Raw genomic sequence first — 21,940 nt, 5'->3', positions numbered from 1 at the left:
CTGGAGGGGGGCACGCATGTTGCGCCGTGGTGAGGTGTTCGCGGGCTACCTGATCGAACGCGAACTCGGGCGCGGCGGCATGGGTGCGGTGTACGCCGCACGTCATCCTCGATTGCCGAAGACGACCGCGCTGAAGCTGCTGCACCGGGAGATGTTCGACGACGCCGAGATTCGGCGGCGGTTCGAGCGGGAGGCGGACCTGGTCGCGCAGCTGGACCATCCGAACATCATCACCGTCTACGACCGCGGCATCGAGGACGAACGGCTGTGGATCTCGATGCAGTACGTGGACGGCCAGGACAGCGCCGCGGTGCCGCCGACCGCGATGTCACCGGAGCGTGCCGCGCAGATCGTCGTCCAGACCGCGGGCGCACTGGATTACGCGCACGCCCGCAGCGTGCTGCACCGGGACGTGAAGCCCGCCAACATCCTGCTGTCCCGTTCGTCGGGCGTCGGCACGGGCTTCGACGAACGAGTTCTGCTGACCGACTTCGGCATCGCCAAACTGCTCGACGACACCGCCGGGCTCACCCGCACCGGAAATCTGACCGCGACCCTCGCCTACGCCGCGCCCGAACAGCTGACCAACGCGCCGCTCGACCATCGCTGCGATCAGTACGCGCTGGCCTGCACGCTGTTCCGATTGCTCACCGGCGCAGGGCCCTACGACGGGCCGAACCTGCCCGCAGTGCTCTTCGGGCACCTGCACGGTCCGATCCCGTCGCCGCGCGCGGCCCGGCCGGATCTTCCCGAGCGACTGGACGCGGTACTCGCGAGGGCGATGGCCAAGGACCCGAACGACCGCTTCGACTCGTGCGGGGAATTCGCCGAGGCCGTCGTACGCGCCCTGCGCGACCAGGTTTCCACTGCGGAGACGCCCGCCCGGCCGCCATCGGGTCCGGCTGCTCGGCCGACGCCGAGCCCATCCCCCATGGCGACGACCGAACCGCCCGCGCGGTCGGCCGTGACCATGCACGCGACCGCGTACCGCAGGCAGCTGCACACCCAGGACAACGTGGTGCACGGCTGCCTGCTCGGCGGCGCCATCGGCGACGCGCTCGGCGCGCCGGTGGAAAACATGCTGCTGCACCACATCCGGCAGCGCTACGGTCCGCGCGGCGTCACCGGCGCACCGGAAACTTACGAGGGCAAGATCTCCGACGAGACTCAGCTGACGCTGTTCACGGTGGAGGCTCTCGTGAAAGGTTCGGTGCGGGCGCGCTCACGCGGCATCGGCGGCGCGACGCTCGGCATGATGCAGCAGGGTTTCCTGGTGTGGTTGCAGGGTCAGGGCGTCATCATTCCCGAGCAGAAGTTCCGCCCGCACAGCGCGCTGGCCGGGCATCCGGAGTTGATGGGGCACCGCGGCACCACGCACGCCGCCATCACCGCGCTGCAGAAGGCGGCGGCGCGGCGCGAACCGGCGCGCCCGCTGGGCACCAGGACCGAGCCGATCAACGATTCCAAGGGCTGCGCCGCCACCGTGCGCGCGGTGCCGTGCGGCTTCGGCTACGCCGTGGACCGCGCGGGCGACGCACTCGAGCACGTCTTCGAATTGGGTTGCGACGCCGCGGCACTCACGCACGGGCATCCCAGCGGCCGGCTGCCCGCCGGTGCGGTGGCCGCGCTGATCTACCTGCTCTGCCGCGGCGCGGAACTCGACGACGCGCTCGACCGGGTCCGCACCGAACTGTCACGCCACGAGCACCACGAGGAGACCTCCACGGCGCTCACCGCGGCCGTCGACCTGGCCGCCGCCACGGCGCGCCGGACCCAGACCATGCCGCAGCCGGAGGACTTCGACGCGCTCGGCCGCGGCTGGATCGCCCCCGAAGCGCTCGGCATCGCGGTGTACGCGGCACTGTGCGCGCAGACTGTCGGCGGGACGCCGGAGCGCATCTTCGGCAACGGAGTCCTGTTGGCCGTCAACCATTCCGGCGACAGCGATGCCACGGGCGCGCTGTGCGGCAGCATCCTCGGGGCCCGTCACGGCCGCGCCGCCATTCCCGATCCCTGGCGCACCGCGCTGGACGCCGCGCCCATCATCGAGCGGCTGGCCGCCGACTACTGCACCGAGTTCGGCCCGACCCCGCCGCGCAACGCCCACGGCGAGCCGCCGTTCGACTGGTACGCCCGCTATCCGGGATAGCGGGCGTCCGATCAGAGGTCCGCGATGGCGGCCAGCGGCGGGGTGCGTGCGGCCCGGATGCCCGGCCACACCGCGGCGAGGACGCCGACGACGGCCGAGGAGATCAGCACCAGGATCAGCTGATTCCACGGGATGTCGATCTGGTCGATGCCGAAATCCCGTAGCGTGCGCAGGAATCCGATGCCGAGACCGATGCCGAGGATCACCCCGACGATGGCGCCGAACACCGCGATCAGCATCGACTCCAGGTAGATCGTGCGGCGCACCTGCGAGCGCATGGTGCCGACGGCGCGCAGCATGCCGATCTCCCTGCGCCGCTCCACCACCGAGAGCGCCAGCGTGTTGATGATGCCGAGGATCGCGATGACCACGGCCAGCGCGAGCAGGCCGTACAGGATGGCGAGCAGGGTGTTGATCTGGCGGCCCTGCGCGCCCTTGAACTGCTCGCGGTCCTGCACCTGGACCACCGCGAACTGATCGGTCGCCCGCTCCAGGTCGGTGCGCATCGCGGCCAGGTCGGCGCCCGGCTTCGCGGTGACGAGCACGTAGAAGTTGTTGCGGAACGCCGGCGGCGTCACCTCTTCGAAGATCGCGGGCGGCGTCACCAGGTCACCGAGCAGCGGCGTGTCCTTGTACACGCCCGCGATGGTGACGGGGACCTTCTGGTTCCGGTCGAGGGTGGTCAGCTCGATCTGCTGACCGGCCCGCCAATCGTGTTCGGACGCTTTGTCTTCCGAGACCAGGACGCTGCGGTCGCCGAGCGTGCCTGTGCCGTCCAGAATCTCGTAGTTCAGCGCCCGGTCGATCGGGCCGTCCGGCGCGACGCCCGCCAGCCGATCACCACCGGCTTGCACGGCCACGCCGCGGAAGCCGATCACCTCGGCAGCCTCCGGCACCGCGGTGCGCACCGCGTCGGGCACTCCGAGCGGCAGCCCGATCAGCTGCTGTTGCGGGCCCGCCAGCACGTACTCGGACCGGACGCCCTTGTCCACCAGCACCCCGATGCTTGCCTTGGCCGACGCGCCGAGCATGCCGATGGCCGACACCAGCATCAGGCCGAGGGTGAGGGCGAAAGCCGTCGCGGCCGTGCGGCGCGGATTGCGCACGGCGTTGTTGCGCGCCATCCGTCCGATCGGCCCGAACGGGCGGACCAGCACCCCGAGAGCGCCGACCACCGGGCGGGAGATCGCCGGCGAGGCCAGTAGCACGGCCAGGATCAGCGCCAGCGCGCCGACGCCGACGGTCGCCGCCGCGCTGCCCCCGGTCGAGCGAGCGCCGAGCACAACGAGCACCACGCCGAGCACCCCGAGCGTCCCGCCGACCGCGGTGCGGACCCGCAACGACTCTCCCGCGGACGCGAATTCCTCTCGCATCGCCTCCACCGGCGGGATCTTCGCCGCCCGGCGGGCGGGCGCGTAGGCGCTGATCACGGTGACGACGAGACCCACGACCATGGCGACCACCACCGTGCGCGGCAGCACGGCCATGTCACCGGTGGGCAGGCCGAGATCGAAGGCATTGAGCACCGCGGAGAGCCCGAAGGCCAGGCCGATGCCCGCCGCGAGACCGATCGCGCTGCCGATCACCCCGATGACCAGTGCCTCGGCCACCACCGAGCCGCCCACCTGTCTGCTGCTCGCGCCGACCGCGCGCAGCAGCGCCAGCTCGCGCAGCCGCTGCGCGACGATCATCGAGAAGGTGTTGTAGATGATGAACGTGCCGACGATCAGCGCGATCGCGCCGAACGCGAGCAGGAAGTAGTTGATGAAGTTCAGCGCCTGGGAGACCTGGGCTTTCAGGTCCTCGCGCACCTGCTCGCCGTTCTGCACCTTGAAGCCGGGCAGCGCGGCGGCGATGCGGTCGCGCAGTTCGTCGCCCGAACCGGTCGCCGCGATATCGATGTAGGCCACGTGCGTGCCGTCGGTGAACAGCTGGCGGGCCTGCGCGTCGGCGAAGAGCACGCCGATGAAACCGCCGGTGTCGGATGGCACCTCGTAGATGCCGGTGACGGTCACGTCGATCACCGGGCGCTGCTGGGTGCTCTGGGACGGGATCAGGATCTTGGTCTTGTCCCCGACTTTCAACCCGGCACGGTCGGCGCCGCCGCTGTTGATGGCGATCTCGCCCGCGGCGGCGGGCGGCACGCCCTCGAGGAAGGTCTCCGGCTCGGCGACCGCCCGCTCCGGCGGGATGTAGGACTGGCCCCAGCTCGGCGCGCCGCCGGTCTGCACGGGCTTCTTGCCCTCGGGGTCGAGGACCACCAGCGGACCGTTCACGCTCGGCGCGACCGCGCGCACACCATCCATCTGCGAGACCATGTCCACCACGCCGAGCGGAACGCCGAAGGACTGCTGTTCTTTCGGGCTCACCCGCACGTCGACGCCCTTGGCCTGGCTGGCGAACAGACCGTCGAACGTGCGCTGCAAGGTGTCGGTGAAAACGAACGAGCCCGCGATGAAGGCGGTGCCGAGCACCACGGAGAGCACGGTCAGCGCCAGCCGGACCTTGTGCGCGGCGAGGTTACGCAGCGCGACCTTGCGCATCGGGCCGCCGGTCGTCACGCTCACGCCTGCTCCAGCGACTTCATCCGGTCCAGCACCGATTCCGCGGTGGGATCGCGCAATTCGGAGACGATGCGGCCGTCACCGAGGAAGATCACCCGGTCGGCGAAGGACGCCGCGTGCGGCTCGTGGGTGACGATCACGACCGTCTGGCCGAACTCGTCCACCGCGGCGCGCAGGATCGACAGCACCTCCTCCGAGGCGCGCGAATCCAGGTTGCCGGTCGGCTCGTCGCCGAAGATGATCTCGGGTTTGTCCGCGAGCGCCCGCGCGCACGCCACCCGCTGCTGCTGACCGCCGGACAGTTCGCTGGGCCGGTGGTCGAGCCGGTCGCCGAGGCCGAGTCGCTTGATCACAGTGTCCAGCCAGTCCTGGTCGGGCTTGCGGCCCGCGATGTCCAGCGGCAGCGTGATGTTCTCCAGCGCGGTGAGCGTGGGCACCAGGTTGAACGCCTGGAAGACGAAGCCGATGCGGTCGCGGCGCAGGCGGGTCATCTGCTTGTCGGTGAGGTCGGTCAGATCGGTCTCGCCGATGCGCACCGTGCCGGAGCTGGCGCTGTCCAGGCCGGCCAGGCAGTGCATCAGGGTCGACTTGCCGGAGCCGGACGGCCCCATGATCGCGGTGAACTCCCGCTTCGCAAACTCGACCGTCACCCCATCCAGCGCCTTGACCCGGGTATCCCCCGATCCGTACACCTTGGACAGGTCGAGGGCCCGGGCCGCCACCTCGGGCTGAGCCACCGACTCGGCGGTCTCGGCACCCACAGCTTGCGAAGTCATGCCCTCCAGTCTGTCTGCGAACCCCGCCCCGCGCCATCAGGGATTCCCCCGAGTCCTCCGGTCGTACTCCGATCCACACCCCGGGTCAGCCCAGGGGCGCGGACCGCCACCACTTCTTCAGCTCTTCGAAACTGCTGGTGCCCGCGCCATAGAGGAGATAGGACGACCGATTCGGGTCGTCGAGGAAGGTCGTGGCTATCTTCGGCCCGGCGTAACAGCACGCGTACAGCTCGTAGCTCGTGTACCGGACACCGCTGTTGACGTCGGTGAATTCCTTCTTCGACCCGAGCCCGTCGACGGCCGAGCGGACGTCCTTCGCGTTGCGGTAGCCGAAGACGACGAACCCCGACTCGCGGAAGGTGAAGCCACCGCACAGCCACGCGCCCGTCCACTTGCCGAAGTCGAGGTCCGGGAAGTCCTTACGCTTCTCGCCGCGCGGGTCGACGCGAACACATTTGTCGCCGTTGTAAATCGTGCCGCCGTCCTCCACGGGGAGCAGCTGCGGGAACGCGCGGCTCATGGCTTCGAACGGCGGATCGACCTCGGATGCTCGCTGAAAGACGATGATTCCGGCGACCACGGCGATCACCAGTACGAGCGCCGCACCGCCGAGCGTGAACAGCAGCCGGTTGTCCGAACGCGGGGGCTGCGGATGACCCGGCATGCCGTGCGGCGGATATCCCGGCTGCCGACCGGCCTGCGGATAGCCGGGCGGCGCACCGTGCTGGTGCGGATATCCCTGCGGCGCACCGACCTGCGGATAACCGGGCGGTACCGCGTGACCGGGTCCGAACCCGGGCTGTGGCATCGGTCCGTACGGCTGCATCGCTCCCCCTCCATCGATCTACCACCCGGCACCTTAATGCCGACGCAATGCGCTCGGCCACTTCAGCTCAGCGCCGTCGCAACGCTTCGGGCAGTGCGACGCCGCGCGCTCGGCTGCTTCGACGCGCCCGCGCAGGAGGCGCTGCCGGACAGAGTCCGCCAACAGCCGCGCACGGCCGGAGGTACGTCTACTTCAGGATGAGGAGGGCGGATTTCTCTATGCGGTCGGCGATTTCGGAGTAGGAGGCGTAGCCCATGCCCGCGCGGACGAGGGCGCCCGCGTAGAGGAGTTCGAGGGATTCGACGACGTCGGGGTCGGCGTCGGGGCCGAGGGCGCGCAGGATGCGTTTGCGGATCTCCGCGCCGATGCGGTCGCGCAGGTGCGCGACGTCAGGGTCGCGGCCGAGCAGGGCGCTGGTGACGGCGCCAGAGAGTTCCTGTTCGTCGGCGACGAGCAGGGCGATGTTGCGCAGTTCGGCGACGACGCGGGCGTGGGGGTCGTCGGCCTCGCTGGCCGGGGACGGCGAGGCCACCAGGCGGCGCCAGAAGATCTCGGCGACCAGGTGTTCCTTGGAGGAGAAATAGGTGTAGGCGGTGGCGGTGCCGACCCCGGCGGCCGCGGCGACCAATCGAATGGTCATGCCCGCGAAGCCCTCGCGGGCCAGCACCTCCACGGCCGCCTTGGTGAGCTTGTCGACAGTGTCGGCCTGTTTCCCGCTGAGGCGGCGCCGCGTCGCCTCCAGCATGATGGAATCACCTTCGGACATGTGTCCAGACACTATCAGGCCCTCATCAGTTCTTGGCTACCGCGACCCCGGCCCGGCGGCCGTAGAAGCTGCCGTCGCCGAGCGAGGCCCCGCTGACGTATCCGCCCGCGCACAGCCCCGAGGTGCAGCGACCCGCCGCGTACAACCCGGCGATCGGCTCCCCCGAGACGTGCAGCACCCGCGAGTCCAGATCGGTGCGCAACCCGCCGAGGGTGAAACCCGCCGTGAAGTTGCGCATGTCGAAGGCGGCCAACGGCGTGCCGATCGGGCGCACCCACTGCGGCTTCTTGCCGAGCAGCGGATCCTTGCCCTCGGCCGCGTGCCGGTTGTAGGTCTCGACGGTGGATTGCAGCGCCTGTTCCGGCAGCCCCATCTCCGCTTCGAGTTCGGCGACCGTTTCCGCCGCCCAGGTCGGAGGCTGGCGGAAGAACGGCGTCGCGGTCACCGTCCGCAGCGCCTCCTCGTAGGACGCCTCGTCGATCACCAGGTACGCCTGGTTCTCCTGCTGGATCAGCGTGGCCTGCCCGATCCGGCCCGGATAGGTGTCCTCCGGGATGTAGCGTTGGCCGCGTCCGTTCACCAGAATGCCGCGCACCAGCAGCTGCGGGTCGCCGAAGAAGGCCACCTCGGTGGCGTCCATGTGGGCCAGGTCCGCGCCGAGCGCCTGCGCCACCCGGATGCCGATGCCGTCGTGCTCCTCGATCGCGGCCGCAGGCCTGCCGATCAGGCGCGGCGCGTACCCCTCGACCATCTGCGCGGCGTAGGCGAAGCTGCCGGTGGCGAGCACGACGCCGCGTTCGGCGCGCACCGCGACCTCCTTGCCGAAATGCGCGGCGACCACGCCGACCACCCGATCGTCGTCGTCCACGATCAACCGCCGGATGCGGGTGTCGTATTCGACTCGCACGCCGAGACTTTCGGCGGTCTCGGCGAGCGGCTTCATGAGCATGTAGCCACCGCTGCGCTGCCCGATCCGCTTATCGGCGTACTGCGGAACGTGTCCGCGCGGCGCGGGTGTGGCCAGGGTGTTGAACGGCGCGGCGTTCTCGCCGCCGGAGTACATCAGGCCCTCGTCGTGCGGCGGCTCCCAGCCGGGTTCGCCCCAGAACGCCTCGCGGAACGGCACGCCGCAGGCGACCAGCCAGTTGTAGTGCTCGACGCTGTTGCGGCAGTAATCGCCGATCTTGGCCGCGTCGACGCCCGGCCCGAGCGCGGCGAGCAGGAACTTCTCCATGTTCTCCGGGCTGTCCTCGAAGCCGAGTGCCCGTTGCAGCGGCGTGCCGCCGCCGAGGTAGATGAACCCGCCCGCCATCGCCGCGGCGCCGCCCCACCCGCCGGAGCGTTCCAGGATCAGCACGTCGGCGCCGGAGCGTGCGGCCTCGATGGCGGCGCACACGCCGGCGATGCCGTACCCCGCGACGACGACATCGGCGGCGTGCCCCCATTCGGAGATCTCGCTGGCACGCAGTGGACGGATGGACTTGGCGTCGGTCATAGCTCGCTTCCTCGGACTGTCAGGCGTTCTCAGGCTGGTCTGCCGCGGCGCGGGCGGCCTTCTTCTGCTGCGCCACGATTGTTCCCACCAGCAGGTCCAATTTGGTGCCGTTCGGCCAACCCACGTAGTGACACAGGAACAGCGCGATCTCGTGTAACTGCTCCTCGGTGAGTTCGCCGTTGCGCAACGCGGCGCCGATCTGGATGCCCGCGGTGTCCATCAACCCCTGCGCGGTCAACGCGCCGAGCAACAGCAGGCGGCGATCGCGCACGGTCAGGCCGGGGCGCGACCACACGTTCGCGAAGAGGTGATCGGCGGTCATCGCGAAGTGGTCGCCGGGGTAATCCTGGAATTCGGTGCCGTAGACCTCGGCCATCTTGGCCAGCCCGCGCTGACGGACTGTGTCCGATGCGCCGGCAGCGTCCGATGCACCATTGGCGTTGTCGCTCATGAGTTGTGCCTTTCCAAGGTTTTGTCGCCCGCGCCGACGCCGAGACCTGGGCCGAGGCGCTCGAGCGCCAGGCGGGCCAGCGGCAAGTCGAGGTCGAGCCGGTCGCCGAGTTCCAGCGCAAGGCCGAGGTCCTTCTCACCGAGATCGCGCACGTGGCGCAGGATCGGCAGCCAGAAATCGTCCGGCTCGATCGGCGCGGTGCGATCGCGCAGCATGATGGCGCCGGGGCCGCCGGTGACCGCGTCGGAGTGCCGGACGATCTTGCCCAACGTCGTGATGTCGAGTCCCGCGGCCTCGGCGAGCCGTTGCGCCTCCGTCGCGGCGCCGAAGGCGACGAAGTGCAAGAGGTTGCGCGCCAGCTTCATTCGAGTCCCCGCACCGACCTCCCCCGCGTGCACGACGAGGTCGGCGAAGCAGCCGAAGGGCTCGCGCACCCGCTCGAAGGCCGCCGCGCTGCCGCCGACCATGACCGCGAGCCGACCCAGCTTCGCGCCGGGAGCGCCGCCGCTGATGGGCGCGTCGAGAAGATCGAGGCCGCGTTCCGAGCAGGTCACGGCCAGCTCCTCGGCGGTCCGGTCGGCGATCGTGGAGTGCACCGCGATCACGGTCCCCGGCGCGGCGGTGCTCGACAGCTCGGCGACCACGGCGCGCACCTGCGCGTCGTCGAGCACCGCGACGGAGACGACGTCCGCCTCCTCGGCGACCCGCGCGACGGAATCCGCCACCGCCGCACCCGCTTCGGCGAACGGCCGCACCGCCTCGGGCCTGGTGTCACACACCGTGAGCCCGCCCGGCCAGGCCAGCAGCCGCTGGGCCATCGGCGCGCCCATATTGCCGAGCCCGATGAATCCGACGCGCAACGGTGTGTTCATGAGCGGAAGATCTGTCCGCCGTCGACATTGAAGATCTGCCCGGTGACCCACGCCGCGTCGTCGGAGAGCAGGTACAGGCAGGCGCCGACGAGATCCTGCGGCGTGCCCATACGTTTGAGCGGCAGCCGCTTGATCATGTCGTCGACGATGACGCTCGGCGTCACCGTCTTGGTCGCCTCGGTGTCGATGGGCCCCGGCGCGATGGCGTTGATCCGGATCTTCGAGCCGCCCAGTTCGAAGGCCAGCTGCTGAGTGAGGCCGTTGACGCCGACCTTGGCCAGGCCGTAGAAGCCGGAGTACACCCAGGCGGCGGTGGACGACTGGTTGACGATCGAGCCGCCGCCCGCGCGCACCAGGTGCTGGAACACCGCCCTGGTCATGTTGAGCGCGCCGTCCATGTTCACCGACATGAACTTCTTGTAGTAGTCCCACGGCACGGTCAGCAGCAGGTCGAGTTTCATCTCGCCGTAGATCGCGGCGTTGTTGACCAGGTGGTTGATCGCGCCGAACTCGCCGACGGTGAATTCGGCCAGCGCCGCGGCGGATTCGGGATCGGCGACGTCGACCTCGCCGAACACCGCGGTGCCGCCCGCCGCCGCGATCTCCGCGGCGACGGTCTTACCGCGCTCGACGTTGCGATCGGCGACAACGACTTTCGCGCCCTCCTCGGCCAGAGCCTTGGCGTAGACCGCGCCGATGCCCTGTGCGGCACCGGTCACGATGACGGATCTTCCGGCGAAACGCTCCATGGGGTCCTCCACAACTACTCTGCCGATCTATCTGCCGCCCAGCGGGTTTCAGCCCGCGGTGGCGATCAGCTTGATTTCCAGGTATTCCTCGAAGCCGGCCACGCCCATCTCGCGGCCGATGCCGGACTGCTTGTAGCCGCCGAACGGCGCGTCGGCGGAGTACCAGACGCCGCCGTTGACGCTGAGCGTGCCGGTGCGCACGCCCTCGGTGACGCGCCGGATCCGTTCCGGGTCGGCGCCCCACACCGAGCCGGACAACCCGTAGGGCGAATCGTTGGCGATGCGGATGGCGTCCTCGTCGCCGTCGTGCGGGATGATCACCAGCACCGGTCCGAAGATCTCCTCGCGGGCGACGGTCGCGCTGTTGGGCAGGTCCGCGATCAGCGTCGGCTCGACGAACCAGCCGCGCTCCCGGTCCGCGGGCCTGCCGCCGCCGACCACGATCCGCCCGCCCTCGGCCCGCGCCATGTCCAGGTAGCCGAGCACCCGATCGCGTTGGCGACGCGAGATGAGCGGCCCGCAGACGGTGCCGGGGTCGGTGGGATCGCCCGGCTTCATCCGGCCCATGGTGGCCGCGGCCACCCGCACCGCCTCGTCGTAGGACGCGCGCGGCACCAGCAGCCGAGTGGTGAGCGCGCACCCCTGCCCGGCGTGCACGCACACCGAAAAGGCCGCGACGCCAACGGCTCCGGCGATGTCGGCGTCGTCGAGCACGATGAACGCGGACTTGCCGCCCAGCTCGAGGAAGGTCTTCTTCAGTGTGGGCGCGGCGGCGGCCATCACCAGCCTGCCGGTCTGCGTCGAGCCCGTGAAGCTGATCAGATCCACCCGCGGGTCCACCGAAAGGCGCGCGCCCAGACCGTGATCGGAGGAGGTCACGATGTTCACCACGCCGGGCGGGATGTCGGTCCGTTCGGCGATGATCGCGCCGACTGCCGCCGCGCACCACGGCGTATCGGGAGCGGGCTTGAGCACCACCGTGTTTCCGGCCGCGAGCGCGGGACCCAGTTTGGCGAAGCCGATCTGGTGCGGGAAGTTCCACGGAATGATCGCCCCCACCACGCCGACCGGTTCGCGGCGCAACGTCCGGCGCGTCTTGATGCCCATCGGCTCGGCGACTCCGAGATCCGTTTCCCACGCGTAGTTTTCGGCCAGCCCCGCCGCGAAGGACAGGTCCGCGATCGGCCCCTCCAGCTGCGGCCCCTTGGTGAGCATGACGGGCGCGCCCGCCTCGGCGACGGTGATCTCGCGCAGCGCTTCGACCTCGCCTTGCAACGCGACCCGCAACTGTTCCAGGCACCGGGCGCGGAAAGCATGGTCGCGGGACCACTCGGTGTCGTCGAAGGCGGTGCGCGCGGCGGCGATCGCGGCGTCCATATCGGCGGCGTCCGCGTTCGCGGCGAGCCCGACGACCTCCTCGGTGGCGGGGTTCACCGTCTCGAACACACCGTCGCCGCCCTGGCGGAGTTTGCCGTCGATCAACAGGCGCGCACCGTCGGTGGGCAGGAGACTGCTCATGGTTGCTCCGATACTGTCTGGACAGGTGTACGGAATATAGTCCAGCCGCGCTCTGGCATGCAAGAACATGTTTCACTATCAACGACCGGACCGGGACGGAAACCGATGCGGAATGCGACCGATCCATTGTCTCGATATCAGAGCGCTGGTACTGTCCAGACACATGTCCAGCTATGTGTCCTCGCGGACCGGGCTCGCCCCTGCTCAGCGCGAGAACTCGTTACGGATTCATCGGAGATCACCATGACGGCAGCCTCGCTGGAACCGCTGACCTTCGACCCGTACGACTACCGCTTCCACGACGATCCGTATCCCACCTACCGGCGGCTGCGGACCGAGGCGCCGCTCTTCCACAACCCCGACCTGGACTTCTGGGCGCTGTCCCGGCACGCCGACGTGACCGCGGGCTTCCGCGACGCGGCCCGGCTCTCCAGCGCCAATGGCGTCTCGCTGGATCCGGCGGCGTGGGGCCCGCACGCACACCGGGTGATGTCCTTCCTCGCCATGGACGACCCGAGGCACATGCGGATGCGCAAGCTGGTCTACAAGGGCTTCACGCCGCGCCGGGTCGCGGAGATGGAAGACCGCATTCGCGAGATCACCCTCGCCTGTCTGGAACCCGCGCTGGCGCGCGAAACCTTCGACTGGATAGAGGATTTCGCGGGCAAGCTGCCGATGGACGTGATCTCGGAGCTGATGGGCGTTCCGGAGCAGGACCGCGCCGAGATCCGCCGCCTCGCCGATCTCGTGGTGCACCGCGAGGACGGCGTGCTCGACGTGCCGATGGCGGCGGTGGACGCTTCGATCAAGCTCATCGGCTACTACACCGACATGGTCGCCGAGCGCCGCCGCGCACCGGGCGACGATCTCGTCTCCGCGCTGCTGGATCCCGACATCGACGGCGATCAGCTCAGCGATCAGGAAATCATCGGCTTCATGTTCCTGATGGTGGTCGCGGGCAACGAGACCACCACCAAACTGCTCGGCAACGCGCTGTATTGGGCGGCCCGCCACCCCGGCGAATACGCGAAGGTGGCGGCCGAGCCCAGCCTGGTGCCGGACTGGGTGGAAGAGACGCTGCGCTACGACACCTCCAGCCAGATCGTGGCCCGCACGGCCGTCGTCGACCTCGACTACCACGGGGCGACGATCCCGGCGGGGGCGAAGGTGCTGCTGCTGATCGGTTCGGCCAACCGCGATTCCGCGGCATTCGACGACGCCGACACCTACCGCATCGACCGGACCGGCAAAGGCAAGCTCGCCAGTTTCGGTGCGGGCGTGCACTTCTGCCTCGGCGCCCACCTGGCGCGGCTGGAAGCCGGTGTGGCGCTTCGGGAATTCGCCGCCCGGGTGCCCGCCTACAGTGTCGTGGACAGCGGCATCGTGCGCGTGCACTCGACCAATGTCCGCGGCTTCGCCGCCCTTCCCCTAGTCGTGGAGAGGTAGATGCCCCGCTACGAACCCCACCCCGCCCGCAGGCCTTCGCTGATCGCGGGCGCCTCCTCCGGCATCGGCGCCGCGACCGCGCTCGCGCTCGCCGAACTCGGTCACCCGGTCGCGCTCGGCGCGCGGCGCGTCGAACTCTGCGAGGAGCTGGCGGCCAAGATCCGCGCCGACGGCGGCGCCGCCTTCGCCCACCGGCTCGACGTCACCGACGCGGACTCGGTGGACGAGTTCGTCACCGCCGCCGAACGCGAGCTCGGCCCCACCGAGATCCTGGTGTCCGGCGCGGGCGACATCGAATTCTCGCTGGTGCAGGAGATGGATCCGGAACGATTCCTGCACCAGGTCCACGTACACCTGGTCGGCGCGCAGCGACTGGTGCATCGGGTGCTGCCCGGCATGCTCGCCAGGCGGCGCGGGGACGTCGTGCTCATCGGGTCCGACTGCGCGCCCGAGCCACGGCCCCGAACCGGCGCCTACAGCGCGGCCAAAGCCGGACTCGAGGCGATGGCGGTGCAGCTGCGAATGGAGCTGGAGGGCACCGGGATTCGAGCCTCTGTGGTGCGGCCGGGCCCGACGCTGACCAATATGGGCATGAACTCCACACCGGAGGTCGTCGGACCGCTGCTCGAGGACTGGAAGGTGTGGGGTTTCGCCAGGCACCCGCACATGCTGCGCGCCGGTGATCTCGCGGCGGCGGTGGTGGCCGTGGTGTCGGCGCCGCGCGGGGCGCATCTGGTTCTGGTGGAGGTGCAGCCCGAGGCGCCGCTGCGGTAGAGCGAATTCGCGCGCCGTTGCGCCGGATGCGCGGGAACCCGGCGTGAGACAATGAGAACGTGTTCTAATTCCATACCGAGGGACGCGCGTCGCGGGCGCGTCGCAATCGCACGCCTTGGAGAGACCCGATGAGCACAACGCACGCCACGGACGAGACGACAGCGACCCTGCCGCCGCGGATCACCGCGGAGCTGATCGCACGGCTGACCGGCATGGTCGCCGCCGGGTCCGGCGCGGATGCCCGTCCGCCGTTCCCGATGACCGAGGTCTACACCGGCGCGCACGTCGGCGACCTGCCGCAATCCCGGCCCGAGGACATCACCGAGGCCTTCGCCGTCGCCCGCGCGGCGCAGCGGGAGTGGGCGAGCTGGCCGCTGCGCCGCAGGCTCGCGGTGTTCGAGCGGGCGCACGAGCTGATCCTGCGGGAGGGCGAGACCATCGCCGACCTCATCCAGATCGGCTGCGGCAAGACCCGGCGCATGGCGCTCGAGGAATCCTGCGACGTGCCGATGGTCATCAGCCACTACCTGAAGACCGCGCGCCGGGTGTTGCGCCCCCGGCGACGCGGCGGCCCGATCCCGCTGGTGACCGCCTCATTCGAGGAGCACCGGCCGAAGGGCACGGTCGCGGTGATCGCGCCGTGGAACTTCCCCTTCGCCATCGCGCTCTCCGATTCGGTGCCCGCGCTCATCGCGGGCAATGCCGTCGTGCTCAAGCCGGACAACAAGACCGCGCTGTGCGCGCTGTTCGGCGTCGAGCTGCTGTATCGGGCGGGCTTGCCGCGCGGGCTGTTCCAGGTCGTCTGCGGCACCGGCCCCGATGTCGGCCCGCCGCTGATCGGCGGCTCCGATTTCGTCATGTTCACCGGTTCCACCGCCACCGGGCGGGTGGTCGGCGAGCAAGCGGGCAGGAACCTCATCGGATGCAGCCTCGAACTCGGCGGCAAGAACCCGATGATCGTGCTGGACGACGCGAATCTCGACGAGGCGATCGCGGGCGCGACGTTCGCGGTGTTCGCCAACTCCGGCCAGGCCTGCATGCACATCGAGCGGATCTACGTGCACGAGCGGATCCACGACGAATTCCTGCGCCGTCTGGTCGCGGCGGCCGAGGACCTCGGGTCGAAAATCGGCGCGGCCTACGACTACGCACCGGAATTCGGTTCCCTCGTCTCGGCCGACCAGCTGGCCAGGGTGGCCGAGCACGTGGCGGACGCGCGCGCGAAGGGCGCCACCGTGCACACCGGCGGCCGGGCGCGCCCCGACATCGGACCGGCCTTCTACGAGCCGACCGTGCTGACCGGCGTCACCCCCGAGATGGCCCACGCGACGGCGGAGACCTTCGGGCCCGTGGTGAGCGTCTACCCGTTCCACGACGAAGCCGACGCCGTCCGCCTCGCCAACGACACCGACTACGGGCTCAATGCCAGCGTGTGGACAACCGACCTGGCTCGGGGCAGGCGGATCGCGGCCCGGCTCGAGTCGGGCAACATCAATATCAACGACGGTTTCGTCGCCACCTACGCCGCCAAGTCCACGCCGTCGGGCGGGGTGAAGCAGTCCGGCGTCGGCACCCGGCACGGCGACCAGGGCCTGTTGAAGTACACCGACACCGTGAACATCGGCGTGGTGAAGCGCCAGGTCATGGCCGCCCGCGCGGGGCTGCCGTACGAGAAGCAGGTGAAGACCACCCTGGCCACGCTGCGGCTGATGCGGCGAACCCGGCTGCGCTGAACCGGGCCCGGCGACCCTTTCTCCGGAACTCGCCCGGACGCGCCGATCCGGTAGCGTGGCGCTCGGGGTGGACCCATGGAATCACAGAATTGGCAGGTGCGAGACGAGTGAGCATTCGGGATATTCCGCTACAGACCCTGACCGGTGCGCCGACGACGCTGGCCGAGCTGGCCGGTGACAAGGCGGTGCTGCTGGTGAACGTGGCGTCCAAATGCGGTCTGACGCCGCAGTACTCGGCGCTTGTCGACCTGCAGCAGACCTACGGCCCGCGCGGGTTCACCGTGATCGGCGTGCCGTGCAACCAGTTCATGGGCCAGGAACCCGGTTCGGCCGAGGAGATCCAGGAGTTCTGCTCCATCACCTACGGCGTCGACTTCCCGCTGCTGGAGAAGACCGAGGTGAACGGCGAGAACCGGCACCCGCTCTACCGCGAGCTGGTCGAGACCGCCGACGCCGAGGGCGCCACGGGCGACATCCAGTGGAACTTCGAGAAGTTCCTCATCGACCGGGACGGCAAGGTGACGGCGCGGTTCCGCCCGACCGTGAAACCCGAAGACCAGGCGGTGGTTTCGGCCATCGAGTCGGTCCTCTAGGACCTCCGCACTCCAAGATTGCGGCACGCGGCCCGCTTTCGCGAGCCGCGCGCCGCACACCGCGTCCGTTCCGGGCAGCCTCAGCTCTGTGATGAACTCGAGCTCCGTAGTGAACTCGAGCTCTGTAATGAACCCAGCGCCGCGGTGAACCATTCGACGATCTCTGCGAGTTCCGGCGGCGCGGGCCAGCCGTTGACGGCGGCAACGAGTCGCCAATACCGCTCCACCCGTGCGTCGTTGGCGATCGTCAGCCGCTCCAGCAGCCAGCGGCGCAGGTCGGCGTCGTCGGCGCGGCCGAAGGTGCGGGCGTAGCGCGCGGTCAGCTCGTCGACCACCTCGGCCGCCCCGGGCTCATCCGGAGCCGTGCCAGCGGCCAGCGCCGCACCGACCAGATGGCGGACGGCCTCTGTCAGTTCGTGGTGCAGCCCGGTGATGTCGCCGTTCGCGCGCTCGCGGGCCTGGTACTCGGCCATGCGCCGCACGGCCGCGCGGAAGTCCGCGTCCTGGGCCAGCTCGGCCAACTCCACCCAGGCCCGGACCTGTTCGGGCGCGGGATCTTCCGGCAGGTCGGGCACCGTCGCGCGCAGCAATTCGACGAGCTCGGGATTCGCGTCGACGCCACCGAAGGCGTCGTCGACGAAGTCGTGGACGATCCTGCGGCGCTCGGCGTCGGTAAGCGTGGCCAATCGGTGCATGGTGTTCATCTCCTCGGTGTCGGTGACCCGCTGCGCGACCGCGCGCAACACCGCCCGCCGCTGCCGCAGGATCCGGATCTGGAGGTCGATGGCGTCGGCATGGGCCGCCGCCACCTCGGGCACGGTGCGTTCCCGCGCCAGCACTTGGCGCACGGTGTCCAAGTCGAGGCCGAGGGCGCGCAGGGTGCGGACCAGTTCCAGGCGGGCGATCGCGTCGGAGTCGTAGCGGCGGAAGCCATTCGGGCCGATGGCGGACGGCGCGACGATCCCTCGGTCGGCATAGAAGCGGATGGTCTTGACCGTCAAGCCGGTGCGTCGCGCCACCGCGCCGATCGGGAGGAGCGTGTCGTCGTCCATGTCCGACAGCCTGGCGTCTCCCCTTGATGGAGAGGCAAGTCCAGGATTCGACACGGTCAGCTCAGCGGTGCGGTGTGCCACCAATTCATGAATTCCTCCTGGGTGGCGATGAAGCCGACGCTGTACATCAGGAAGTTCTCGCGCTTCTTGGAACCGGTGAACACGGTGATCATGCGGGGGCGTTTGGCGGCGGGGTGGCCGTCGAGCAGGTAGTTCGTATAGGTCTCGCGGCCGTGGCCGGCGGTGGAGCGGGTGTGGGTGGGCAACGTGTCGACGGCGGCTTGCACGTCCTCGGGCGAGCGGTAGACGAACAGCTCGTAGCTGGCCTTGTTCGGGCCGCCGAAGCAGTACCAGTACGCGGTCCAGTTGCCGAAATCCGGTGCGCCCGCGTCCATCGCGTTCGCCGTACCCTCCTCTTTGGCGAAGCAGGTCGACCCGTTGTGGCCGGGGCCGGTGTGCACGATGTTGTCCTGGTCCACCTCGGGGGTCATGCCAGGGAAGGCCTTGCTGATCTGCGCGATGTTGTCGACGTGGGAGGCGGACTCGTCGTATTTCTTCGAGGTGGTCGGCGCCGCAGTGGTTTTCGCGGGGCGTTGCGTCGACGGCGACGGCTCGGCAATGCTGGTGGTCGGCGCCGCCGACGTCCCTGCTTCGGACTGACGGTCGAGCACCAGCGCGGAAACGGCGAGAATCGCGATCACCGCACCCACGGCGACGCCGATCACCCCCGTGCGGTGCGATCGGCGCGACGGGGTGCGCTGGTGCAGCTCGCCGGAGGCGTGCGGACGCGATGCGATGTGGCTCGAATGTGCCTGCGCCCCAGGTGAACCCGGACCGAAACCAGCACCTCCGTGCCGTGGCACCGAAGGCGACGGCTGCCGCGCGTCGGCGGCGTGTGCGGCCTCAGCCCCAGGACGTCGGGGTGGGTACTCGTTCCAGGCCGCCTGCTGGTCCGGCACGACGGGCACGGGCGGCGAGGTACCGGGACCTGTCCGAGGAGCCGTGCGATTCCCGGGACCGGTCGCGGGTCCCGCGACCGAGGCATTCGCGAACGGGTACCCGGGTGTCGTCGGCGGAGCCGTACCCGGAGATGACCACTGCGACTGCGACTGCGGCCGCGCGCCTTGCCCGGTGTCGAAACCGTTGTCCGCCAGCGGGAAAGGGCCGGAGCTCGGCTGCGTCATCGCCTGCCGCGCCGCCTCGGCGAAGTCCGCGCAGGAGTCGAATCGGTCGTCCGGGCGCTTGGCGAGCGCGCGGAGCAGCACCGCGTCCAGTGCGTGCGGCAGACCGGGGCGGACGGTGCTCAACCGCGGCGGCGGTTGTGTCATGTGTCCCTGGATGACCGCAACCGGGTTGCCCGCCTCGAACGGCACCGTTCCGGTCAGCATCCGAAACAGGCTGCACGCCAGCGAATACTGGTCCGAGCGGTGGTCGAGCACGGCGCCGGAGAGCTGCTCGGGCGAGGCGAAGGCCAGGGTCGCGGTGAAGGTTCCGGTCTGGGTCAGCTTTCCGGTGTCGTCACGGAAACGGGCGATGCCGAAGTCGGTGAGGAACACTCGTTCCAGGCCGCTGTCGGCTCGCTCCAACAGAATGTTGGCGGGCTTCACATCCCGGTGCAGCACGCCTTTGCCGTGCGCGAAGTCGAGCGCCTTGGCCGTCTCGGCGACGATCTGCACCGCGCGCTGCGGCGGCAGCGCGCGAGCGTCCAGCGACGCCGCGTCGACACCGTCGACGTACTGCATCGAGATCCACAGCTGCTCGCCCTCCACCCCGCGGTCGAACACGGTGACGATGTTCGGGTGGTCCAGCTGGGCGACCAGATCGGCCTCCCGCTCAAACCGAGCCCGAATCTCGGTGTCGAAGAACAGCTCTCGATTGAGCAGCTTCAACGCCGTCCATCGCGGCAATCGCGGATGCCGCGCCAGGTACACCGACCCCATGCCCCCGCGCCCGAGCAGGCGTTCGACGGTGTACCCGGCGAAAACCGCGCCGTTGTCCAGCATGCGTCAGTTCAGCGGTGCCGACCGCCACCAGCGCAGCACCTCGTCGATGCTGCCGACGATGCCGTCGGTGTACATCAGGAACTGCGCGCGGTCCGGGTCGCCGGTGAAGACAGTGACCATCTTGGGGCCGCTGTTGTCGAATTTGTAATTGGTGTAGGACTTTCCGCCGTTGCTGTCGGTCGACTTGGTGGCGTCCGACGGCAGGTTGTTCAGCGCCGCTTGCGCGTCGGCGGCCGACTTGTAGACGTAGATGGTGAAGAACGGGTCGTCGTTGCCGCCGCCGCCGAAGCAGTCCCACTGGTAGGCCCAGTTGCCGAAATCCGGTGTGCCGTCGGTGGGTACCGAGGGCCGGTCCGGCGAGTAGGCCCCGCAGGTGGCGCCGTTGTATCCGATGTCGCCGTCCTCGTCGGCCGGAACCATGCCCGGGAACTCGTTGCTGATCGCGTCGGCGTCGGCGGGCACCGGGCGCTTGGTCGTCGAGGTGTACGACGGCGCGGCGGTTGTTGTGGTGGTGGTACCACCCGAGGACGAACTACTGCTCACCGCAACGGCGATGCCGACGACCACGGCGATCAGCACCACCAAGCCGACGGCCAGCGCGGCGATCAGTCCGGTGTTGGACTTGCGCGGCGGCTGGTGGCCGCCGCCCATCATCTGGCCCCCGCCCATCGGCGGTCCCGGCGGCGATGCGTATCCGAACCCGGATTGCGGCGGGTACTGAGTGGGACCGGTCTGCTGGTGCGGGCCGGTCGCGGTGGGCATGGCGCCGTGCGGCGTGGTCATCGGCTGACCGGTGAGCGGCTGCGAACCGCTGGTCGTCGGGCCGACCGGGTACTGCCCGCCGGTCACCGGGATCGGCCCGCCGGTGATCGGATGCGGACCCGAAATCGGTTGCGGCGGAGCGGTGACCGGCCGTGGGCCGCCGACCAGCGGCATGGACGGCACACTCTGCCCCGACAGCGCCGCGTGCGCCGCCGCGGCGAACTCCGAGCAGCTGGCGAAGCGATCGTCGGGCCGCTTGGCCATCGCCTTGGCCAGCACGCCGTCCAGCGCGAACGGCAGCCCGGGGCGCACGCTGCTCAGCGCGGGCGGCGCCGACTGCAGGTGACCCTGGATGACCTGGGCCGGGTTGGTCGCCGCGAACGGACCGCTGCCGGTGAACAGCCAGAACAGCGCGCAGGCCAGCGAGTACTGATCGGAGCGGTGGTCGAGCGACGCGCCGGTGAGCTGCTCGGGCGAGGCGTAGGCGAGGGTGGCGGTGAAAGTGCCGGTCTGGGTGAGGTGGCCGGTGTCGTCACGGAGCCGGGCGATGCCGAAATCGGTGAGGTAGACCCGTTCGCCGCGGCCGCCGCTGGAGCGGGCGAGCAGGATGTTGGCCGGTTTCACGTCGCGGTGCAGGACGCCCATGCCGTGCGCGTAGTCCAGCGCGTCGGCGGTCTCCTTGATGATCTGCACGGCGCGCTCGGGGGGCAGCGTCTTCGGATCCACCGAGGCGGCGTCGATGCCGTCGATGTACTGCATCGAGATCCACAGCTGCTCGTCTTCCAGGCCGCGGTCGTAGACCGTGACGATGCCCGGGTGGTCGAGCCGGGCGACCAGATCCGCCTCCCGTTCGAACCGCGCCCGCACCTCCTTGTCGAAGAACAATTCCCGGTTCAACAGCTTCAGCGCCGTCATCCGCGGCAGCCGCGGATGTTTCGCCAGGTACACCGAACCCATGCCACCGCGACCCAATTGCCGTTCGATGACATAGCCGGCGAAAGCCTCACCGCTGGCCAGCATGTCTGCTCCAATTCCCGCCTGCACCGGGACCCACCGGGAGGCGTACAGCATAAGAACGCGCGGTCAGCGCTTACCCGACCACGGAAAACATCGAAACCATAGCAGCAGTCGCGCGGCCTTCGGGTGTCCGAGGAGGCGGGGTATGCCAGGCGACATCAATAGCGTAAAGCTATGGCGGAGGGCGTGGTTCGGGCGGTTGCGGGCCGTTTCCCGGCCCCTGCCCCGCGGGCCCGATCCGCCCCCGCCGCACTCGATCCGGAAGCGCGATCGTAATCGGCCGGGCCGCACGCTTGGCCGACCGTGCGGGCGTGCGAGGCGGCACGGGCGCGTCCCGCTCGGACGCCGCGCGGGGGCTGTCGGCAGCCGCCGCACCATGCTCCGACCGCTGCCC

17 protein-coding genes are annotated in these 21,940 nt (G+C 69.7%); 5 read left to right on the top strand and 12 right to left on the bottom strand.

The genetic code is table 11. The features are described from left to right. Nucleotides 1–16 precede the first annotated feature (16 nt). Entirely contained in the window at nucleotides 17–2,149 is a 2,133-nt protein-coding gene (locus NL1_RS39120) for an ADP-ribosylglycohydrolase family protein (protein WP_218024515.1), read from the top strand. Nucleotides 2,150–2,160: 11 nt separating this feature from the next. Here the strand turns inward: NL1_RS39120 and NL1_RS31585 are convergent, their stop codons facing one another. The 9 genes from NL1_RS31585 to NL1_RS31545 form a co-directional block, all read right to left on the bottom strand. After that, nucleotides 2,161–4,692 carry an ABC transporter permease gene (locus NL1_RS31585; protein ID WP_084511207.1) on the bottom strand — a complete coding sequence of 844 codons (2,532 nt, stop codon included), beginning with the start codon at nucleotides 4,690–4,692 and terminating at the stop codon, nucleotides 2,161–2,163. Between the two features lie 20 nt (nucleotides 4,693–4,712). Continuing rightward, the gene (locus NL1_RS31580) at nucleotides 4,713–5,489 is read right to left on the bottom strand and encodes an ABC transporter ATP-binding protein (RefSeq protein WP_067847251.1); all 777 of its coding nucleotides are present in this window, start codon (nucleotides 5,487–5,489) and stop codon (nucleotides 4,713–4,715) included. A gap of 85 nt (nucleotides 5,490–5,574) precedes the next feature. Further along, nucleotides 5,575–6,315, bottom strand: coding sequence for a proline-rich domain-containing protein (locus tag NL1_RS31575; RefSeq protein ID WP_067847248.1), 741 nt, complete (start codon nucleotides 6,313–6,315; stop codon nucleotides 5,575–5,577). A 187-nt stretch (nucleotides 6,316–6,502) separates the two neighbouring features. Beyond that, entirely contained in the window at nucleotides 6,503–7,081 is a 579-nt protein-coding gene (locus NL1_RS31570) for a TetR/AcrR family transcriptional regulator (RefSeq protein WP_067847242.1), read from the bottom strand. A gap of 25 nt (nucleotides 7,082–7,106) precedes the next feature. Further along, nucleotides 7,107–8,576, bottom strand: coding sequence for an FAD-dependent oxidoreductase (locus NL1_RS31565; RefSeq protein WP_067847239.1), 1,470 nt, complete (start codon nucleotides 8,574–8,576; stop codon nucleotides 7,107–7,109). A gap of 19 nt (nucleotides 8,577–8,595) precedes the next feature. Next, complete coding sequence (locus tag NL1_RS31560; RefSeq protein WP_067847237.1) at nucleotides 8,596–9,027, bottom strand: carboxymuconolactone decarboxylase family protein; 432 nt, start codon at nucleotides 9,025–9,027, stop codon at nucleotides 8,596–8,598. Next, nucleotides 9,024–9,899 (bottom strand): NAD(P)-dependent oxidoreductase, encoded by an 876-nt coding sequence (locus NL1_RS31555; protein ID WP_067847234.1) that lies wholly within the window; start codon nucleotides 9,897–9,899, stop codon nucleotides 9,024–9,026. The genes NL1_RS31560 and NL1_RS31555 overlap by 4 nt, the downstream gene beginning before the upstream one ends. After that, the gene (locus NL1_RS31550; protein ID WP_067847231.1) at nucleotides 9,896–10,648 is read right to left on the bottom strand and encodes an SDR family oxidoreductase; all 753 of its coding nucleotides are present in this window, start codon (nucleotides 10,646–10,648) and stop codon (nucleotides 9,896–9,898) included. The genes NL1_RS31555 and NL1_RS31550 overlap by 4 nt, the downstream gene beginning before the upstream one ends. A gap of 48 nt (nucleotides 10,649–10,696) precedes the next feature. Continuing rightward, entirely contained in the window at nucleotides 10,697–12,166 is a 1,470-nt protein-coding gene (locus tag NL1_RS31545; protein WP_067847228.1) for an aldehyde dehydrogenase, read from the bottom strand. 243 nt (nucleotides 12,167–12,409) lie between these two features. Here NL1_RS31545 and NL1_RS31540 point away from each other — a divergent pair, with 243 nt between their 5' ends. The 4 genes from NL1_RS31540 (at nucleotide 12,410) to NL1_RS31525 (ending at nucleotide 16,712) form a co-directional block, all read left to right on the top strand. Further along, the gene (locus NL1_RS31540) at nucleotides 12,410–13,612 is read left to right on the top strand and encodes a cytochrome P450 (protein WP_067847225.1); all 1,203 of its coding nucleotides are present in this window, start codon (nucleotides 12,410–12,412) and stop codon (nucleotides 13,610–13,612) included. Continuing rightward, nucleotides 13,613–14,386: an SDR family oxidoreductase gene (locus NL1_RS31535; protein ID WP_067847222.1), complete on the top strand. Its 774-nt coding sequence runs from the start codon at nucleotides 13,613–13,615 to the stop codon at nucleotides 14,384–14,386. Between the two features lie 128 nt (nucleotides 14,387–14,514). After that, nucleotides 14,515–16,119, top strand: a complete 1,605-nt coding sequence (locus NL1_RS31530) for a succinic semialdehyde dehydrogenase (protein WP_067847220.1) — start codon at nucleotides 14,515–14,517, stop codon at nucleotides 16,117–16,119. Between the two features lie 107 nt (nucleotides 16,120–16,226). Then, complete coding sequence (locus tag NL1_RS31525) at nucleotides 16,227–16,712, top strand: glutathione peroxidase (protein ID WP_067847217.1); 486 nt, start codon at nucleotides 16,227–16,229, stop codon at nucleotides 16,710–16,712. Between the two features lie 80 nt (nucleotides 16,713–16,792). Here the strand turns inward: NL1_RS31525 and NL1_RS31520 are convergent, their stop codons facing one another. The 3 genes from NL1_RS31520 to NL1_RS31510 are packed head-to-tail and all read right to left on the bottom strand — an operon-like array spanning nucleotide 16,793 to nucleotide 21,549. Next, complete coding sequence (locus tag NL1_RS31520; RefSeq protein ID WP_067847214.1) at nucleotides 16,793–17,764, bottom strand: helix-turn-helix domain-containing protein; 972 nt, start codon at nucleotides 17,762–17,764, stop codon at nucleotides 16,793–16,795. A gap of 56 nt (nucleotides 17,765–17,820) precedes the next feature. Beyond that, nucleotides 17,821–19,767, bottom strand: coding sequence for a serine/threonine protein kinase (locus tag NL1_RS31515; protein ID WP_067847210.1), 1,947 nt, complete (start codon nucleotides 19,765–19,767; stop codon nucleotides 17,821–17,823). 3 nt (nucleotides 19,768–19,770) lie between these two features. Next, nucleotides 19,771–21,549: a serine/threonine-protein kinase gene (locus NL1_RS31510; protein ID WP_067847207.1), complete on the bottom strand. Its 1,779-nt coding sequence runs from the start codon at nucleotides 21,547–21,549 to the stop codon at nucleotides 19,771–19,773. Nucleotides 21,550–21,940: the final 391 nt, after the last annotated feature.

The sequence above is a fragment of the Nocardia lijiangensis NBRC 108240 genome (genome assembly GCF_001613045.1).
GTDB classification, from domain to species: Bacteria; Actinomycetota; Actinomycetes; order Mycobacteriales; family Mycobacteriaceae; genus Nocardia; species Nocardia lijiangensis.
This window is presented reverse-complemented; position numbering and strand designations above follow the sequence as displayed.

Bases quoted from the DNA above. Each gene is read 5' to 3' on its own strand.
- NL1_RS31570 (WP_067847242.1), bottom strand. From the start codon at position 7,081: ATGTCCGAAGGTGATTCCATCATGCTGGAGGCGACGCGGCGCCGCCTC.
- NL1_RS31515 (WP_067847210.1), bottom strand. From the start codon at position 19,767: ATGCTGGACAACGGCGCGGTTTTCGCCGGGTACACCGTCGAACGCCTG.
- NL1_RS31560 (WP_067847237.1), bottom strand. From the start codon at position 9,027: ATGAGCGACAACGCCAATGGTGCATCGGACGCTGCCGGCGCATCGGAC.
- NL1_RS31540 (WP_067847225.1), top strand. From the start codon at position 12,410: ATGACGGCAGCCTCGCTGGAACCGCTGACCTTCGACCCGTACGACTAC.
- NL1_RS31585 (WP_084511207.1), bottom strand. From the start codon at position 4,692: ATGCGCAAGGTCGCGCTGCGTAACCTCGCCGCGCACAAGGTCCGGCTG.
- NL1_RS31520 (WP_067847214.1), bottom strand. From the start codon at position 17,764: ATGGACGACGACACGCTCCTCCCGATCGGCGCGGTGGCGCGACGCACC.
- NL1_RS31530 (WP_067847220.1), top strand. From the start codon at position 14,515: ATGAGCACAACGCACGCCACGGACGAGACGACAGCGACCCTGCCGCCG.
- NL1_RS31565 (WP_067847239.1), bottom strand. From the start codon at position 8,576: ATGACCGACGCCAAGTCCATCCGTCCACTGCGTGCCAGCGAGATCTCC.
- NL1_RS31510 (WP_067847207.1), bottom strand. From the start codon at position 21,549: ATGCTGGCCAGCGGTGAGGCTTTCGCCGGCTATGTCATCGAACGGCAA.
- NL1_RS39120 (WP_218024515.1), top strand. From the start codon at position 17: ATGTTGCGCCGTGGTGAGGTGTTCGCGGGCTACCTGATCGAACGCGAA.
- NL1_RS31550 (WP_067847231.1), bottom strand. From the start codon at position 10,648: ATGGAGCGTTTCGCCGGAAGATCCGTCATCGTGACCGGTGCCGCACAG.
- NL1_RS31555 (WP_067847234.1), bottom strand. From the start codon at position 9,899: ATGAACACACCGTTGCGCGTCGGATTCATCGGGCTCGGCAATATGGGC.
- NL1_RS31575 (WP_067847248.1), bottom strand. From the start codon at position 6,315: ATGCAGCCGTACGGACCGATGCCACAGCCCGGGTTCGGACCCGGTCAC.
- NL1_RS31580 (WP_067847251.1), bottom strand. From the start codon at position 5,489: ATGACTTCGCAAGCTGTGGGTGCCGAGACCGCCGAGTCGGTGGCTCAG.
- NL1_RS31535 (WP_067847222.1), top strand. From the start codon at position 13,613: ATGCCCCGCTACGAACCCCACCCCGCCCGCAGGCCTTCGCTGATCGCG.
- NL1_RS31545 (WP_067847228.1), bottom strand. From the start codon at position 12,166: ATGAGCAGTCTCCTGCCCACCGACGGTGCGCGCCTGTTGATCGACGGC.